Annotated in this window: 18 protein-coding genes; 9 read left to right on the top strand and 9 right to left on the bottom strand. The window is 69.6% G+C overall.

The annotated features are described in order from the left end of the window. Positions 1-436 precede the first annotated feature (436 nt). The 9 genes from AB0F18_RS33895 to AB0F18_RS33935 all read right to left on the bottom strand — a co-directional run bounded on the left by AB0F18_RS33895 (position 437) and on the right by AB0F18_RS33935 (position 9061). Positions 437-619 carry a hypothetical protein gene (locus tag AB0F18_RS33895; protein WP_362067659.1) on the bottom strand — a complete coding sequence of 61 codons (183 nt, stop codon included), beginning with the start codon at positions 617-619 and terminating at the stop codon, positions 437-439. A 15-nt stretch (positions 620-634) separates the two neighbouring features. Then, positions 635-1033 carry a DUF3307 domain-containing protein gene (locus AB0F18_RS33900; RefSeq protein ID WP_362067661.1) on the bottom strand — a complete coding sequence of 133 codons (399 nt, stop codon included), beginning with the start codon at positions 1031-1033 and terminating at the stop codon, positions 635-637. 81 nt (positions 1034-1114) lie between these two features. Further along, a complete protein-coding gene (locus tag AB0F18_RS33905) occupies positions 1115-1768 on the bottom strand; it encodes a hypothetical protein (RefSeq protein WP_362067663.1) in 654 nt (217 codons plus the stop codon). 242 nt (positions 1769-2010) lie between these two features. Continuing rightward, the gene (locus tag AB0F18_RS33910) at positions 2011-2433 is read right to left on the bottom strand and encodes a hypothetical protein (RefSeq protein WP_362067665.1); all 423 of its coding nucleotides are present in this window, start codon (positions 2431-2433) and stop codon (positions 2011-2013) included. Further along, on the bottom strand, positions 2430-3218 hold the full coding sequence (locus tag AB0F18_RS33915) for a ParA family protein (RefSeq protein ID WP_362067667.1): 789 nt from the start codon (positions 3216-3218) through the stop codon (positions 2430-2432). Before AB0F18_RS33915 ends, AB0F18_RS33910 begins: the two co-directional genes overlap by 4 nt. Before the next feature lie 328 nt (positions 3219-3546). Next, positions 3547-3747, bottom strand: a complete 201-nt coding sequence (locus AB0F18_RS33920; protein WP_362067669.1) for a hypothetical protein — start codon at positions 3745-3747, stop codon at positions 3547-3549. Positions 3748-3757: 10 nt separating this feature from the next. Continuing rightward, positions 3758-4303, bottom strand: coding sequence for a hypothetical protein (locus AB0F18_RS33925; protein WP_362067671.1), 546 nt, complete (start codon positions 4301-4303; stop codon positions 3758-3760). 6 nt (positions 4304-4309) lie between these two features. Beyond that, positions 4310-7861: a DUF927 domain-containing protein gene (locus AB0F18_RS33930; protein ID WP_362067673.1), complete on the bottom strand. Its 3552-nt coding sequence runs from the start codon at positions 7859-7861 to the stop codon at positions 4310-4312. Positions 7862-8272: 411 nt separating this feature from the next. Further along, complete coding sequence (locus AB0F18_RS33935; protein WP_362067675.1) at positions 8273-9061, bottom strand: GntR family transcriptional regulator; 789 nt, start codon at positions 9059-9061, stop codon at positions 8273-8275. Between the two features lie 223 nt (positions 9062-9284). Between AB0F18_RS33935 and AB0F18_RS33940 the strand changes: the two genes are divergently transcribed. The 9 genes from AB0F18_RS33940 (at position 9285) to AB0F18_RS33980 (ending at position 15863) form a co-directional block, all read left to right on the top strand. Further along, positions 9285-9851 carry a sigma-70 family RNA polymerase sigma factor gene (locus AB0F18_RS33940; protein ID WP_362067677.1) on the top strand — a complete coding sequence of 189 codons (567 nt, stop codon included), beginning with the start codon at positions 9285-9287 and terminating at the stop codon, positions 9849-9851. A 97-nt stretch (positions 9852-9948) separates the two neighbouring features. After that, positions 9949-10149: a hypothetical protein gene (locus tag AB0F18_RS33945; protein ID WP_136227565.1), complete on the top strand. Its 201-nt coding sequence runs from the start codon at positions 9949-9951 to the stop codon at positions 10147-10149. Between the two features lie 6 nt (positions 10150-10155). Continuing rightward, entirely contained in the window at positions 10156-10476 is a 321-nt protein-coding gene (locus AB0F18_RS33950; protein ID WP_362067679.1) for a hypothetical protein, read from the top strand. Next, positions 10476-10643: a pRL2-8 gene (locus AB0F18_RS33955; protein ID WP_362067681.1), complete on the top strand. Its 168-nt coding sequence runs from the start codon at positions 10476-10478 to the stop codon at positions 10641-10643. Before AB0F18_RS33950 ends, AB0F18_RS33955 begins: the two co-directional genes overlap by 1 nt. Before the next feature lie 4 nt (positions 10644-10647). Beyond that, positions 10648-10947 carry a hypothetical protein gene (locus tag AB0F18_RS33960; protein ID WP_362067683.1) on the top strand — a complete coding sequence of 100 codons (300 nt, stop codon included), beginning with the start codon at positions 10648-10650 and terminating at the stop codon, positions 10945-10947. Between the two features lie 85 nt (positions 10948-11032). Beyond that, a complete protein-coding gene (locus AB0F18_RS33965) occupies positions 11033-11410 on the top strand; it encodes an RRQRL motif-containing zinc-binding protein (protein ID WP_362067685.1) in 378 nt (125 codons plus the stop codon). 10 nt (positions 11411-11420) lie between these two features. After that, positions 11421-11798 (top strand): hypothetical protein, encoded by a 378-nt coding sequence (locus AB0F18_RS33970; RefSeq protein WP_362067687.1) that lies wholly within the window; start codon positions 11421-11423, stop codon positions 11796-11798. Further along, positions 11798-12937, top strand: a complete 1140-nt coding sequence (locus tag AB0F18_RS33975) for a conjugal transfer protein (protein WP_362067689.1) — start codon at positions 11798-11800, stop codon at positions 12935-12937. The genes AB0F18_RS33970 and AB0F18_RS33975 overlap by 1 nt, the downstream gene beginning before the upstream one ends. 466 nt (positions 12938-13403) lie before the next feature. Next, complete coding sequence (locus tag AB0F18_RS33980) at positions 13404-15863, top strand: hypothetical protein (protein WP_362067691.1); 2460 nt, start codon at positions 13404-13406, stop codon at positions 15861-15863. Positions 15864-16265 lie beyond the last annotated feature (402 nt).

The raw sequence follows: 16265 nt of genomic DNA on the forward strand, positions 1-16265 counted from the left end.
GGCCCAGCCGGGCCATTCCTGGCGCGGAGCGCCAGAATGGGCCGATTTGATTTTGCGGAGCGAAATCAAATGCCCCGAATTCACGCGCCAGCGGGAATTCGGATTCCCCCGCTAGGGGGAATGTCGAAGCACACGGAGGGTTTTTCGATTTCCTTTTTCGGGCCGCTGCCGCCGAATTCGAGAAATTCGATATCGGCTCGGGCGGCAATTCCGGAGGAATTGCATTTCTTTTGGGGGCGCCTTTCTTCCGTTATTCTTTTGCTTTGAGTGGTGGGCGCCCTATCTGCTTTGTGGCTCTCTGTCGTTGCGGCCCTGAGGGTCAGTCTGATGTTTCCGCAGGTCAGATGGGGTGTGGCCCGGTTCGTGTCACGCTCTGTACGGTCGTGGGTAAGCGAATTCCCCCGCTGCTTTTGAAAGCGGCGGGGGAATCGGGGGTTTATCGGGTGGTGGTCCACTCGTCTCCGCGTCGTCGGACGCTGGCCCCGGGGAGGTGGATCTCTCCTCGGGCGGGCCCGAGCCCGAGGCCCTCGGCCTCGGTGATCAGGGCGGCGATCTGCTGTGCGATCTGGTGTGCGCGGTCCTCGCGCTTGCGGAGCTCTTCGGCGGTGCCGGTGAACATCCGGTCTCCTTCGGGTCAGACGGCGGCGAGGAACAGGGCGGCGGCGCCGAGGGCCAGGGCGTGGGCGGTCTGGTCTACGTGGGCCGCTCCCCCGTGCTGTGCCCAGCCCTCCTGGCGGGCGAACTTCATCCAGCGGGCGACGGGCCACCGGCGGTCGATGAACGCATGGGTGGTGCCGACCCAGAGGAGGGCACCGGCGGTCGGCAGTACGGCCAGGGAGACGTCCTGGAGTACGAGGGCGCCGAGGCCGAGGGCCAGGCCGCAGAGCAGGACGTGGGTGGCGGCGTGGGTGATGTTGGCGGTCCAGCCGGTCCGGCCGCACCCGGCCTTGTGCTTGGCCTGGTGGTCGGTCTGGAACGGGTAGTCCGCGGCCCAGTGGCCGAGGAGGAGCAGGATGAAGACGGCTGCGAACATGGTGGTCTCCCTGGTCTGCGATCGGGTGAGAGGGGGCGGCCGTGCGCCTGGCAGTGAACGGCCGCCCCCGCGGTTTTCAGCTCAGCTCTCGTCGGGGCGGTGCATGTCGCCGTGCTCCCAGACGAACGACTCGTCGTCGGGGTCGACGATCGGGGTGCCGTAGAACCCGTCCTTGGGGTTCTGGGTGTGGCTCTGGTGGATGCGGTAGCGGTCGTCGTCGTCGGTGGTGACGATCGGGTCCGTCGGGAACGCGGGGTGCCCGCAGGCCGCGCAGAACTCGCGGTTCTGGGGGCCGCCCTTGACGGCCCAGTTCTCCCACATGCTGGGCCGGTCCTTGCCGCTGATGACGACGTTGCGCCGGGACTGGGCGGTGGACTTCACGACGTCCATGGCCAGGGCCAGGTCCCCGATGCTGCCGCCGAGCTCGTGGTGCCGGCGGATGGCCATGTCCCGGATGCCCTGGAGCCTGGGCAGCAGGCGGTTGTCCAGGTCGTTGATGACGCGGTACAGGGTGTCGGGGGTGATCTCGGCGGCGGCGGGGTCGAGTTCGACGGGGCCGCGCGGGTTGCTGCCGGTGCGGAACATCGAGAGCGCCCACAGGGCGGTGTCGAACCAGTCGGCCAGCAGGCCCTCTTCGCCCCCGAGGGCCTTGGCCTCGGCGGGGGTCAGGCTGATGGTGATGTCCACTCCGCCGTGTCGGGCGTCCTCGCCGTGGCGGTAGCTGAGCGATTCCATGGGTCCTCCCCGAGCCGGGGGGGTACGAAGTTTCGTACCCCTTCGATGTCTCCAAGGTACGAAGTTTCGTACCCCCCGTCAAGACGTTTCGGTGAGCTCATGGACTCATGAGCTCGTGACGTCACAAAAGGCGGTGCAACACGCTGCTGATCAGCCTTGCAACAGGCACGTTTACACAGGTCAGGGCCGCAACACGGTGTGTGTTGCGGCCCTGCGTTGCACCCGATGTTGCACCCGGTGTTTCAGCGCAGACGCTTGACCAACGCGCGTTTGGTCGGCTCGTGCTCACGCGCCAGGCGGAGCACTTCCCGGATGACCTCTGCCTTGTCGAGTGTCCGGCGTCCGGCATCCTCGCGGAGCTCCAGAACGAACCAGTCCAGCTCCGAGGACTCCTCGGGGTCGAACCTGACCGTGGTCGGCACCGCGTCGGCAGCGGCCGGCGGGGGCCGCTTCCCCCCGCGGCTCCGGCCGGGACGGACCCGCTCCTTAGGCGCCTGCTGCTCCTGCTCCTGGCCCTCGAAGAGCTCCTGCTGTTCGTCCTCGCCCTGGGCGCCCGCGCCCACCTTCGGGCGGCCGAGCTTGGGAGTCAGGACGGGAGGCTGGACGGCCTGCTGGCCCAGCAGTGAGGTTGCCTCGGGTGTGTTGTGGGACCGCCGCGTCGTCATGCGGGCTGGACCTCCTTCACGAATCGCTGCGCCAGGAGCTCGAACACGGCGCGAGGCTCCCCGCTGTCCTTGACGTTGGCGAACGGCAGGGCCTGTTCGTCGGCGTAGGTGATGGTGCTCCGCTGCGGGACCACCCCCCACACGCCGTCCCCGAAGAGGTCCCGGGCGCCGGCCAACTGGGCCTGCTGGCCGCTGAGCCGCTGGTCGTACCCGGAGATGACCAGGCCGATGAACGCCAACTCGGGGTTGGTGAGGTCTTCCAGCGAGGCCGGGATGAAGTCGCGGTACTTGATGGCGGCCTTGACGGAGTCGAACTCTGCCTCGGCGGTCGCCAGGGCGAAGTGGGCGGCAGCGAGTGCAAGCTGGGTCAGGTGGCCCAGGCTCGGGGGGCAGTCGATGAGTACGAAGTCGAACCCGTCATCGCACCCTTGCAGGGCCTTGGCCAGGCGGCGCCAGGCGCCCTTGTGCCCGGCTTCCACTGCCCGGTCCTCCAAGGTGTACCGGGCGGGGATCAGGGCGATGCGGGAGGCGTACTCGCAGTCCCACCCAATCGGCTGGATGGCCTGGGAGGCCACGCCGATGGCGTTCGCCTCGATGATCTCCGAGGTGGTGTTCTGGGTCCCGTCGTCCTTCCAGCCCAGACGCCGCGAGGAGTCGCCCTGGGGGTCCATGTCCACCACCAGGACCCGGTATCCGGCCTTGGCCAGGGCCTCGGCCAGCCGCACCGCCAGGGTGCTCTTCCTGGCCCCGCCCTTGTTGTTGCCGATCGCTACTCGTCGCGCCATCGCACTCCCCTGTCGTGGTTGTCAGCACGCAGCGTAGAGCCTCCTGGCGGGCCCGTGGTGACGTCACGAGCCCACGGCGCCACGCCTCCACAAGAGGCCCTGTCGCGCCGACCTGTCGCGTCCTTTCCAGGTACGGGAGTTGGGGCCATCAGGCCAGCTCACAGCACGCGACAGGGGCCGACGCGACACACCCCGCGACAGCCCCACGCGACAGCCTCACAGCCTCACAGAACCCCTGTTGTCCTGGGCCAACAGGCTCCGAACCTCACAACCTCACACCCCGGACATGCCGAGGCCCCCGCCGGGTTGGCGGGGGCCTCGGGACTGCCTAGATCATGCGCTCGTGGCACTCGTCGCACCACGGGTGCCGGTTCGCGTGCCGTCGCTTGCACTCGTCGCACGCGGTGTTGCCACAGGTGAGACAGAAGGACCAGCCGTCGGCATCCTCGCAGTACAGAACGGGGTGTTCACCGTCCAGCCGTACCGCGATCTTGGCCTCCTCGGCCTCTTCGTGGCCCCACTTGACCATGATGCTCTCCTCAGAAGCCGATGTGCCGGATGGTGGATGCCTGGGTGTTGATCAGGGTGCCCACGGTCTCGTCGTACGCCATCGCCACCATCCCGGCGGCGGTCGCCAGGTCCCCGCGCTCCATCGACTTGATGAAGTCCTTGACCTCCTCGCCGTGCAGCACGCCGTGCATGATGCCGTCCCACTGGGTGGAGGAGATCTGCCAGACCCCGTCCGCGCTCACGCCGAGGGCGCCGGGGTACTCCCGCTCTTCCTCCTCCTCGCCCTCTTCGCCCTCCTCACCCTCGGGCCCCTCCTCGGGACCCTCGGCCGCCGGAGGGGCCGCCGGGGGCGGAGCGGGGGGACCGGTGGGCGGAGCGGCCGGGGCGGTCGGCGGTGCCTCCGGCGGGGCCTCGGCCTTCTTCTTCCGGCTGAACATCCGCCGGAGCCGTCCGGGCTTCTTCGGCTCGGGGGCCGGCGCAGGTGCCGGAGCGGCCGGAGCCTGGGGCGTCGGCTCCGGCGCCGGGGCCTCTTCCTTGCCCTTGCCGCGCTTGAACGGGTTCCACTTCCATGCCATCGCGGGTCACTCCCCCCGGGTCTTGTTGTAGTCGTCCAGCGCGTAGTGCGCGTTCGCGCCGCCCTCGATCGCGTCCACCAGCTCGGCCACCGGCGCGGAACCCTCGTGGGTCCACTGACCCCCAGCCGAACCCAGGTCCATCGCCTCGGGCTTGGCCCGCTCGGGATCGGTCTCGTTGCTGGCCAGGGTCACCGCGTCCACGCAGACGGCGATGGGCAGGCGCCCCTCCGCCGCGAACTTCCGCAGGTTGCGGTACAGGTTCGCCGTGCCGTGGTCCATGATCAGCCGGGCCCAGTCGGGCCGGTAGAAGATGTCGGCGGCGTAGTCCCCGCCGGTGGTGAAGTCGGTCTTCGGGCCGGAGGTACGGGCCAGGTAGCCGCGGAACGACTGGTAGGTGCGGCCGTTCATCTGCTTGGCCCACTTCGCGCCCGGGTGCCCGGCCTCCATCGCCGCGACGATCCGCTTGCGGGCGATCCGCACCCGCTCGTACATCCCCTCCAAGGCCCGCTTGTGCTCGGGCCAGAACCAGGCTTCCAGGACCTGGGGCACCCACCCCGGGTAGATCTCGGTCAGCAGGTCCATGCTCGGCGTGCTGATCCAGTACCCGCCCTCCTGGGCCTCGCGGAACCGGAGTTCGGGCAGACCCTCGGGACCGCGCCCGGGGACGTCGGACACCCGCCAGAAGCCGGGGATCTTCCGGTTGTATTCGGCGCCGTCCTCGGCGTGCACGGGCTCACCGATGCCCAGCTCGACGTTGGAGAACGCCCCCAGCCACGCGGCCGACTTGTCGAACCGGTGCAGCGCGGCCATCGCCTTCTCGGCCTCGGTGAGCTTGCGGTGCCACTGCTGCTGAACCATCAGCGGCACCCGGTTCTGGAGCACCGGTTCCACCTCCCGGCGCCGCACCGCTTCGCACAGCACGTCCTTGCGGGTCCGCCCGCCGGCGAAGTCCTCGGCGGTCCGGTTCACGCTCGCGTAGAACGGGATCACCTCCGGGAACTCCTCCCGGCCCTTGACCGTGGACAGGATCCACACCATCAGCGCGTCCAGCAGGACTTCGGGGGTCTCGGGACCGCCGAACCCGCCGCGCCGGTTGTCCTTGTCGTAGCGGGTGTCGTACAGGGGCAGCGCGACGGACAGGCGCCGCTCCGCCTGGCCCTGGCCGCACTTCAAGGTCAGCCACGATGCCAGGCCCACCGGCGCCATGCCGGTGACCGGCCCAGTCCCGGACGGGGTCGCCCACGGGTGAGCGACAGGAGTCTGCGGACCGATCGCCCCCGCGCGCTCGCCGTCCTCCTGGTCCAGCCCGAGCACCGGCAGTTCGCGCCGCTCCTCGCAGGTCGGCAGGCCCATCGCCAGAGCCGCGGACTCGTGGACCCACAGGGTCTTGAGCCCGTACGCCCGCATGAGCTCGGGGACGTCGTCCACGCTCCCCGGCAGCGGCACCGACACCGGCGCGTGGTTGGGCAGGTACAGCCCTGCCGCACCCAGCACGCCGAAGTCCAGCGCGCTACGGGTCCGCCCCTTCGCCTTCATCTCCAGGTCCAGCCACTGCTGGTCGCACTCCGGCTCCGAAGGCTGGTGCATCCGAGCCCGGGGGAACGCCGGGGCCGGCGCCTCGGCCGCCACGGCGCGGCCAGTCGTGACGTCATGAGTCCGCGACGTCATGACGCCATCAGCAGGGCCCGCCTCAGGGTCACTCCCGGGGGTCGCTCCCTCCTCCTTAGAGAAGTCGAAGAGAGAAAGGGTCGCTCCGGTCGCGCCGGTCGCTCCGGCGCAGGTCAGAGCGTTGTTTTCCGGAGCGACCCCAGTCGCTCCGGGGTCGCTCCGGGGGGTCGCTCCGCTCGGGAACTCCGAGTCTGCGCCCCCCTGCGGGCCCTCTTCCGGCTCCTCTTCCGGTGCGAAGAGTTCGGACGCCCGGCGGGTGTTGAAGCAGTGCATCCGCTCCCCCAGACCCGCGTACCGGATCGCCTTCGGCAACTGCCGCTGAGCGTTCTTGCCGGTGCCCCGGATGTGAACGCCGAGGTCGTCCAGCACCCGCAGCGCGGCGGACACGTTGTCGATTCCGGCCTGGGCTGCTGCCTCCTGGACGACGGGGTTGATCACCCACCACTCGCCCGCCTCGCGGTTGGTGAACCCGCGCAGCTTGCGGAACCCCTCCTCCGCGACCGACGGCAGCTTGTCCATCTCGGGGAACGCCGACGCCTCGATGCGGAGCGCGTCCAGCGCATTCCAGAGCCGCTCGGAGTCCGGGATGTTCGCCTCGGCGCTGATCTCGATGGCCTCGGCCAGCCGCGCGGCGGCCTCGGCCTCCGCGACCTGGCCCAGCGTCGGGACGCCGATCGCCGTGCCGAGCATGTGCGCGCCGACGACCCAGGCCATGTGCAGCTCGGCGATGGTCGCGGCGATACCGCCCTGCGCCGGCCGGTACTTCGCGCAGAGCTCCAAGTGGAGCTTGCGGAGCCGACCGAGGTTCTCGGCCCGGTACATGCCCATGCGGACGGCCCACTCCACCGGCCAGCCACCGAAGTCCTTGGCCAGCCGCTTCAACCGCTTGCTGATGTGCTCCGCGCCCAGGTGGCCGGGCTCGGCCGGGGCGCCATCGGCGTCCACCATGGCGTTCGGGAAGAACGGCGCCTTGAACTCCTGGAGCCGCGAGGCCAGGTCTTCCGTCTGGCCCTCGTACTTCAAGGGCTCGTTGGAGCTGGACAGGATGACCGAGTGCCAGAACCCGTCCGACTCCCGGGGGGAGCCGTCGGCGGTGCCCATCGCGCGGATCGCTCCCGCGACCATCTGCGAGATCTCGCGGCTGGACTCCTTGATGCTCCGGCCGCTGGAGCTGTGCTCGTCCAGAGCCACGGGCAGGTAGCCGCGGAGCCGCAGGTTCTGGGTGATGCCCTGCTTGCTCGCGTTCCAGGTCATCCAGAGGGCCTGGCGCCGGGGGCGGGTGTCACCGAAGCAGGAGGCGCACACCATGAGGATGGTGGACTTGCCCTGCTGCCCCGGACCGTGGACGGAGATCATGTGCGCGAGCATGTCGAGCGCGTCCATGACTGGCCCTGCGAAGTACCCCCCGGCCACGAGCGCGGACTTGCCGTCCATGCTCGTCCACGCGCCGATCTCGTCCCAGGCTTCCCGGGCGGCCTTCTCCTCGCCGCGCAGTACGCGGTAGCCGAGGGTCTGGGCGTCGGGATCGGGGAACACCAGGTCCCCCGCGTCGTTGTAGTACGTCCGGGCGGAGGTAACCGGCGCCTTGTCGCCCTCCTCGCGGATCAGCCGCGCGAACGCGTGGCGCTCGTCGTTCCCGGTAGGCCGGCGCAAGCCCATCTTCGCGGCCCAGGTGCCCCGGTCCAGCTCGTCTTCGGTGATGATGCGTGCCCGGCGCTGGCGCTTGCCGACGGCCAGGTACTCCGTACGGATGTCCTCGCCGTCGTCGGTCAGGTGCACGATCTGCGCGGTGATCCGGGGAACCTGCCCGATGGGCAGGGGGGAGGCGTCCTTGTCCTGGCGGTGCAGGATCATCCGGTCTGCCTCGCGGTAGTACCAACCGCGCTTCATGCCCGCGATCGGGCGGCAACCTGCCGGGACTCCGTCCCGATCCAGGTTGGTGACCTGGCTCCCCTGCTGAGCAGGAACCTTGGCCGTGCTGGCGACTGCCACGTACTGCCTTTCCGGCCTGCTACCAGGGTGTAGCTGGGCGAACATCACTCTCGTGACGTCACGGCGGGGAAGACAGCTCTCCCCACCTGCCCTACACTCGGCAGCAGACCTTTGCATGGTCGCCGCGCGCCCTTCCTCGGGACTTCGACTCTCTTTCAGGCTTCGACCCCTGATCGAGAACCCGGGTGGGGCTCGCGGCTTTTTTGTTGTGTTTACGGAGCCTACGTGGGGTAGCGGACACCCCCGTGGGCGGTAGGGACACCACTTCCGTGGTGCCGACGTAGTGACGTCATGGCGTCATGACGCCACCTACGAGCTAACTGGCCTGACCGGCCACTGAGCGGTCTCATGCCTGGTGAGGTCGGAGACTAGCTCGACTCGGTCAGCAGGGATCACCCGAACGGTTACCTCGATCACTCGCTCGGTCGAGTGGGACGTCCCGACCCAGACCAGCTCGAAGACGGGCGACTCCGGGCTGATGTCCAGAAGGCCGGCCTCTTCGCGGCTGGGGAGGCGTGAGCGCCCGTACTCCCTCCAGGACATAGGGCCGTGCCCAGCCTCCTCCAGGCGGTCAAGGTATCCGCCGGGCCCGGTAGAGGGCTCCGCGACCTTGGGGGCGTCCCGCACTGCTGAGGGGGCCAGCCAGGTGTCGACGATCTGGAAGGCGGGTTCGCCTGCCGGGCTGGTGACGCGGCGGCGCCGGAGAACGGCGATCCCCGGTTCGACGTCCAGGAACTCCGCTACGCGCTCGGGCGCGGGCTCGTACCCAGCGGAGGGCTTGCCGTGGGTGTCCCACGGCTCATCCGGGGATGCGGCGGCAGGGCCGACGTAGCCACGGCGAGGGTCGCGGTAGATGTGCTGCCCCCGGCTGATCCGTCGGCGCTGCACCCGCCAGTCCAATACGCGGATGCCAGCCCTCTTCACGATCCGCAGCAGTCCTTCGCGCTCGAGAACGCCGAGGGCCGAGCTGATGACGCCACGACCGACGGAGTAGGTCTCCGCCAGCTCCGCGTACGTCGGCAGTGTCGAACCGATGGCGTACTCGCCGGAGTGGATGCGTTCGCGCAGATCGTCAGCGATCTGTTCATACCGGGGCATGTGCCCTCCCTTCATCAGTACAGGAGTGATCCTCTCACGGAAAACAGTACCGGTACTGTTTGACATCCCGCTAGTAGGGGAGCACTATCAGTACCGGTACAGCTCGCCTCGGCGGAGCAGTACCCGTTCTGTGCATGAAAAACGGCCCTGTACCGGTGGTGAGACACCGACGCAGGGCCTGAGATCGAACCCCGTCTGACGTGACAGAAGGGAGCGATCCTCCATGGATCGTATCGACGCACACCCCGTATCGCCGCAGGCAGAGCGACTCTCGGCCTCCACCGCGGACCGGCTTGACCGGCTGTTCCGCCTCTACAACCAGCGGCTGGTCCGCCTGGCCCGCAACCTGACGAACGACCCGGCCACGGCGGAAGACGTCGTCATGGATGCGTGGGTCAAGGCCGGTCGCTCGCTCCACCAGCTGGTCTCCCCCGACGCCGAGGCGTTCGCCTGGCTCGCCGTGCTGACCCGCCACGCGGTGAGCGACTTCTACAAGGCCAGCCGCAACCGCGAGATCCCCCGGGACTGGGCGGACGCCGTGGCGTCCTTCCCGCTCCCGGCTGCCCCGGCCGCCGAGGACGTCGCCCTGGCCGAGCCGGAGCCGGAGCTCCCCGAGCACCTGGCCGCCGCCGTCGCCGCTCTCCCCGCCGAGGACCAGGCCGTGGTCCTGCTCCGCGCCGAGGGCATGCCGTACGCCGCCGTCGCCGGACACGTCGGCCGCCGCGACGCCTACGCCTACAACCACTTCCACCGCGCGGTCGGACAGCTCCGGCTCGCGCTGGCCAGGTGATCGCCGTGGCTGACGACGCGCTCTCCAAGAAGCTCAAGGAGACGAACACCAACTCCTCCGGCAACAAGTCCGGCAAGAACCCCGGGGTGGTGGCCGCGTGAGCATCCGCCGCGAGACCCGCCACGAGGACTACGACCGCACGCACGCCCTGATGGCCGCCCTCGGCGGAAGCCTCCTCCCCCCGGACCAGGAGACCCCGCCCGAGCGCGCCCAGTTCGAGCGCGTGATCGCCAACGCCCTGTACGTGAACAAGTCCGCCGAGCCGCCCGCCGGCCACCGCTACCCGAAGAGGGGCTGACCACCCATGAGCAAGTCCGAGATCCGCAGGCTCGACAACCTGATCGCCACCGCCGCCCGCAAGTTGGAGGGCGTCCAGCGCCGCGAGACCTGGGCACTCCCGGCCGGTGAGCAGGCCCGCATGGCCGGTCACGTCGGCGTCATCGTCGCCAAGGGCGTCCGGGGCCAGCAGCGCTCCCCCCGCGCCGAGCGCGGCATCGACCAGATCTGGAACAACGCCGAGGACCGGCTCCGCGCCGAGATCGCCGCCGCCCAGACCGCCAAGGCCGAGCTGATCCACCAGGCGGCCAAGGCCAAGACGGAGAAGAAGACGTCGGGGTGGTGGTGATGGCCAGGCCGAAGGCCGAGAACCCGCCCCGCGGTGAGTGCACGCAGTGCTGGTTCCACGCCTACGCCAGCCGTGAGGCGCACGCCAGCCTCGGCCCCCGCGAAGACTGCCCGGCCTGCGTGGACCACATGGTCCACGGCCACCCCGACCACATGATCGTGAGGTGAGGACATGCGGACCCTGATCGCCCTCCCCGTCTTCTACGTCGTCTCCCGAGCGCCGCAGATCGCCGCGTTCCTGGTCGGCTCCGGCCTGGTGGTCCTCTTCACCCAGACCGGCATGCCGATCGCCTCGGGCCTGACGGTCCTGGCCATCGCCCTCCTGGGCGCCCTGGCCGTTGGCCTCGCCTGCACCCTCCCTGTCCTGACCATGGCCAACGGCCGCCGCCGTGCCGTGCGGGACGCCTGCTGGGAAGCGGCCGAGGACGTCGCGGACTGGGCCCGCTGGGACACCAGCCCGCCCAACCCGTGATCTACCCCCGGCAGTGGTGGCGTCGTGAGCTCACGAGTCCACGACGCCACCACATCCCACTGACCAGCAGACAGGAGGTAAGTAGGTGAAGTTCTACGACCCGAACGGCGACGAATACGGGATCCCGACCTACCCCCGCCGCCTCGCCCCCGAGGGCCTGGCCACCCGCCGACAGCTCCGCGCGAAGGGTCTCCGCCCCGCCGGACAGCCCGTCGTCGCCCAGATCCTCTGGTACGGCCGGCGCCCGCCCGGACAGACCGCCCGGACGATCCGCGCCGCCTACCTCTACCGCCTCGACCTGGCGGCCCCGGTCCGACCGATGACGCCCGGCCTGTGGCGTGCGCACCGCGCCATGATGCGCGCCCGCCGCACCTGCCCGGCCTGCTCCACGGTCCGCGACTACGTCATCCCCCTGTCCCTCGGCGCCTGCGTTTCGTGCGCCGCCCACGAACTCGCGGCCTAAGGAGAACACCGTGGACACCAACCCGATCCCGTACACCCCGCAGTACCTCCCCGCGGCCGTCCCGCCCGGCATGACCGTGGGCTACACCCCGCAGGGTCAGCCGGTCTACATCCCCGCCAACGGCCAGGCCCCCGTCGTCGTGCAGATGCCGACCCAGCCGGTCCCGGCCTGGCTCCGCAACGGCCTGCTGTTCGCCGTCGGCCTGCTGATCCTGTGCACCCCCGCCACGGTCCTCCTGGTCGTCGCCGCCCCGGCCGTCGCGGCCATGGGCCAGGCCATCGCCTACGGCGGGATCGGCATCGGCATCGGGGTCATCGGCGTCGCCGCCGCCATCAAGGCCCTGCGCGAGACGCCCCGCGCCCCCCGCCCCGTGAAGAAGGTGAAGTGATGGCCCTCCTCCCCTCCTTCATGACGTCACGAGCCCACGACGCCACGCCGCCACAAGAGACCCCGGAAGGCAGCACCACCATGAAGAAGCCCCTCGGCTGGGTGAAGATCAGCCTCCTGTCCGTCACCGCCCTGGTGATGGTCGGCGTCGGCATCCTCGGCGGCGTCGGCACCTACTCCAACCTCTCCCACCGCTACGGCTCCGAGACCGCCCTCGGCGCCCTCGGAGCCGGTGAGGGCGCAACCGCAGTCCTCGCCCTGGTTCTCCTGGTCACCACTGTGTTCAACCGGCCCTCCCCGCGGCTGGTCCGCCTCGGGCTCTGGGCCCTGCCGGCCGCCGCCGCCGTGATGGGCGCGACCGCCGCCGAGGGCGTCGGCCAGACGATCGTCTACGCCCTGACCCCGATGGCCATCACCGCCTCGGCCGAGTCCGTGGCCTACCTCGCCCGCCTCGCCGTCGTCCACCAGGAGGGCCGCGACGTCGAAGCGGAAGCCCGCGCCGCCGCCGTCATCCGTGACCTGGCCTACCACCAGGCCCGCGCCGCCGCCCACCCGGACGAGAAGGTCCGCGCCAAGTCGGTGAAGAAGTCCTGGAAGCTCGCGGCGAAGGTCGGCACGGGCGACACCACCCTCGGGACGGACCTCCTGGACGTCCAGCGGGTCCGCCTCACCCAGGGCGCGGACATCGCCCTGGAGCGGATGTTCGCGCCGGGCATGGCCGCCACGGTGCCCGCCCTCCTCGCGGCATCCACCCCCCAGGCCCCGGCCATCCTCCCCGCCCCCGCTGATGGCGTCATGACGTCACGAGCCCACGAGTCCACCATCCGCGAGGAGACCAGCGGATATCCGCCCCTCACCGGCCCTGACCAGGGCGGAGAGACCGAGAACGTCCGCCCGGCACTCTCGGTCGTCCGCAACGGCCTGGAGAAGGGCCAGAGCATGAGCGCGGACGTCAAGCAGATGGTCGCGGACGGGGTCCAGGACGTCCGTCACGTCATCGACGCCGTCGCCACCCGCCACGGCCGCGACCCCCAGGACCGCCGCTTCAAGCAGACCGTCACCCGCTACTGGCGCGACGCCACCAAGGCCGAGACCGCCCAGGCCATCAACGCCGCCGACAAGCCCAGCCCCTACCTGTAGCCACTCACCGGTGACTCACCAGCCCCCGGCCGGTGAGTCACCGGCCCAACCCGTGACCCCAACCGGGTCACCACGGTGAACACACCGGTGAGACACCCCCGCCAGGCTCGCGGGCAAGCCCCCCGACCCCCTGGGCAAGCCCCCGCCGGCCCCCGGTGGGCAAGCCCCAAAACCGCGCGGGCAAGCCCTGTCCGGTCTCCAGGCAAGCCTTCGGGCAAGCCCGGCTGAGTACGAAGAAACCCGGGCCCGACTGTCACACCGCCGCCCAGATCGACACCTGTACCAAGTGCCAGCCCCGATCTTCCTCCCGAGCCATGGGAGGCGGACGGCGGTTGTCAGTCCCACCAAGGAAGATCGCCCACCTGGGCGGTCTCCAGACCGGGAATTCGCTGCCCGGCAGGCACTCCTGCCAGAGTTCACCACCTGCCGGGCAGCGGGTTCCCTCACCGAGTACGAGGGGAACTCCGTGCACAGCATGACCGCCGCCCTCGCGGCGCACACCATGGCTCCACCCGACCCCACCACCCAGGCCGACACCAGCGGCTGGTTCGCCACCGCCTGGAACTGGAGCGCCGACCACCTCCCGGGCGGGAACCTCTCCGTCATAGGAGTCGTGGTCATCCTCGGCATCGTGGCCCACGCCCAGGAGGGCGCCGGAGCTCCCAAGGCCAAGAGCGACGCCAAGGGAGCCGTCGCGTTCTGCAAGGGCCTCGGCTCCGCCGTCGTGGCCCTCTTCAAGGGCCTGTGGTCCGTCGTCCGCTTCTACGGCGGCCGAGAGATGCACGGCGAACCGCGCTCCGACGCCACGTTCTGGCGCGCGGGCACCAAGACCACCGACCCCCGCCAGATCCTCACCGTCGCCGAGCTCGGCTCCATCGCCGCCGCCGGCCCCCGCGTGAGCCTGGTCAAGCCCGCACGCCGCCAGCCCAGCCGCCGCGCCCGCCAGATCGCCCAGTGGATCGACACCTACCAGGGCCGCGCCGCCCGCGCCCTGGACGTCGCCGTCCAGTGCTTCCTGTGGCTGGTCTGGGCAACGGGGAAGCTCTGGCGGGGCACCAAGCGCGTGTACGGCTGGGGCAAGGCCGTGTACGACGTCGTCGCCCCCGTCATCACCACCGTGGCCCGCACGCTCGCCATGTGGCACCGCTGGCCCTACGCCGCCCGCGGCCTCGCCCGCGTCGCCCTCACCGCCGCTGCGGTCGGCCTGGCCGTCCCGGCCTGGCGCGCCTGGACCATCGTGCTCCTGGTCCTCGGCCTCGGCGCCGTCGCCGCCCTCGGCCACCGCTACAAGCCCAAGCCCCCCACCGACGCCGAGCGCTACGGCCCGGCCATCTGGACCCTGCTGCGCGAAGACCTCGGCCTGCCCGAGGAGGAGGACCCCGCCCAGTGGCTCCTGCTCCCGGAGCTCCTGGCCGCGCCCGACGCCCGGATCGTGGTCCGTCTGCCCTGGACGTTCCGGGGCAGCGACCTGGAGAAGATGAACCTCCTGGCCCTCTTCAACAGCCGCCTGCCGGGGGAGTGGAGCCCCCGCCGCTGGGACTTCACCAGCCAGCACCACTCCGTCGTCCTCGGCCACAAGCCCCCGCCGGCCCCGCCCAAGCCCGAGCCCGAGTGCCCCGACCGCGTCGGCTTCTTCGACCCGGACATCCAGGAGGCCATCGCCCAGACCACCAAGGGCCAGGTGGTCATCGGAAAGGACGCGTTCGGCCAGATCATCATCAAGGAACTGGGCGACGGAGAAACCCCGCACTGGGCCCTGTCCGTCGGCACCGGTGGCGGTAAGAGCGCATTCAGTCAGATGGTGATCGCCCAGCTCATCCGGCAGGGCTACCACATCATCGCCGTGGACGTTAAGCGCGTCAGCGTCGAGAACTACAAGAATGTCCCCGGGGTCCACATCTACAACGACCCGAACGCGCCCCAGGACATGCGCCGCGCAATCGACTGGTTCAAGGACGAAATCGACGCTCGCACCGCCGTAAAGGAAGAAGAGCGGGCAACCGAATTCCCCGGCCTGCTCCTCCTGGTCGAAGAGTCCAACGAATTCGCGGACATCTCTCGCGAATGGTGGGACGACAACCGCAAGGCCAAGGCCGACGAATTCGGACCGGCCGAACGCGCCGCCGATCCAATTTGGGGAACCGTCGCATCCGGCGCCCGACTCGGCCGATTCGTCCACGGCAACATTCTCGCCGTATTCCAGGACCTCCGGGACCAGGCATTGGGCGGAAAGGGCCTGCGGAATCTCTTCCGGCTCAAGTTCATGGGCAATTACAACACCAACCAGTGGAAGAACGTCATCGGCACCACGCCCGTCCCCGATTCCGTGGATAAGGCCGGTCGAATGATGATTGTGGAAGGCAACTCGCAGTATTGGGTCCAGACCTGCTTCGCCGAGCCCGAAGAGCTCACCGCCTGGGCCCTGGAGCAGCGCGCGGCCCAGAACTTCGACCCGGCCGCCGGCCTCTACGGAACCCCGCCCGCACGCTCCGCACGCCGCCTCCCGCGGCTCCTCCAGGGCCTGTCACGTGATGAGGGCCAGAACCGCGAAAACACCCCCTGGGGGCCCTCTGAGGGCGGTCTGAGCGACGAAACCGCAGGTCGGGTGTCACACGACGGGCCCGATGTGACAGCCTCCGAGGCCGGTGTGACACCCCTGCGTGACAGGCTCCGGCTGATCCCCGGCCAGGCGGGCAAGCCCGACCAGGAGCCCGTCCAGGACCCCACCGCGCCGCCCGAGCTCCTGCCGCTGGCCGAGGTCTCCCGCCGCCTGGGGCCTGCCCAGGGGGTCCCCAAGTACGACACCCTGCGGGCCCACAAGAACCGTCGGGAAGACTTCCCCAAGGCCACCGTCATCAACGGAAAAGAGCTCTACACCGAATCCCAGATCCTGGCCTACTACCAGCAGCAGGAAAAGAAGGCGTAGCCTCGGAGTACCGGCACGCGCGTACGGTACTCCGACCAGCAGAAACGCCAGAAAAGCCCCCTCTCAGGAGGGGGCTTTTCTGTGTCTGGGGGAATTAATAAACGCCGGAAAGGCTCATGATTTACGCGTGAATTCACGCTATAATTCCCCAGACAAAGAGCGTGTGGGGAATTGCGAAAAGGGAAGTTGGAGAATTTGAATAAAGGCCAGAGTGGAGGCCCTAAAGGGGTTTTTTCGGTTTCTTGGAAACCGAAGCGCGAAGCGCGAGGGGGCTGGTTTCGGAATTCGGGAAAAGCGGAGCGCAACCTCGGATAAAGTCGCGAAGCGGCTTTGTGGAATTCCGCTTGCGGAATTCGGATTCGCTTGGAATTCGCACCGCGAATTCTTATGCCCGGCTGGCCC

The organism is Streptomyces sp. NPDC029216 (assembly GCF_040648015.1).
GTDB lineage: Bacteria > Actinomycetota > Actinomycetes > Streptomycetales > Streptomycetaceae > Streptomyces.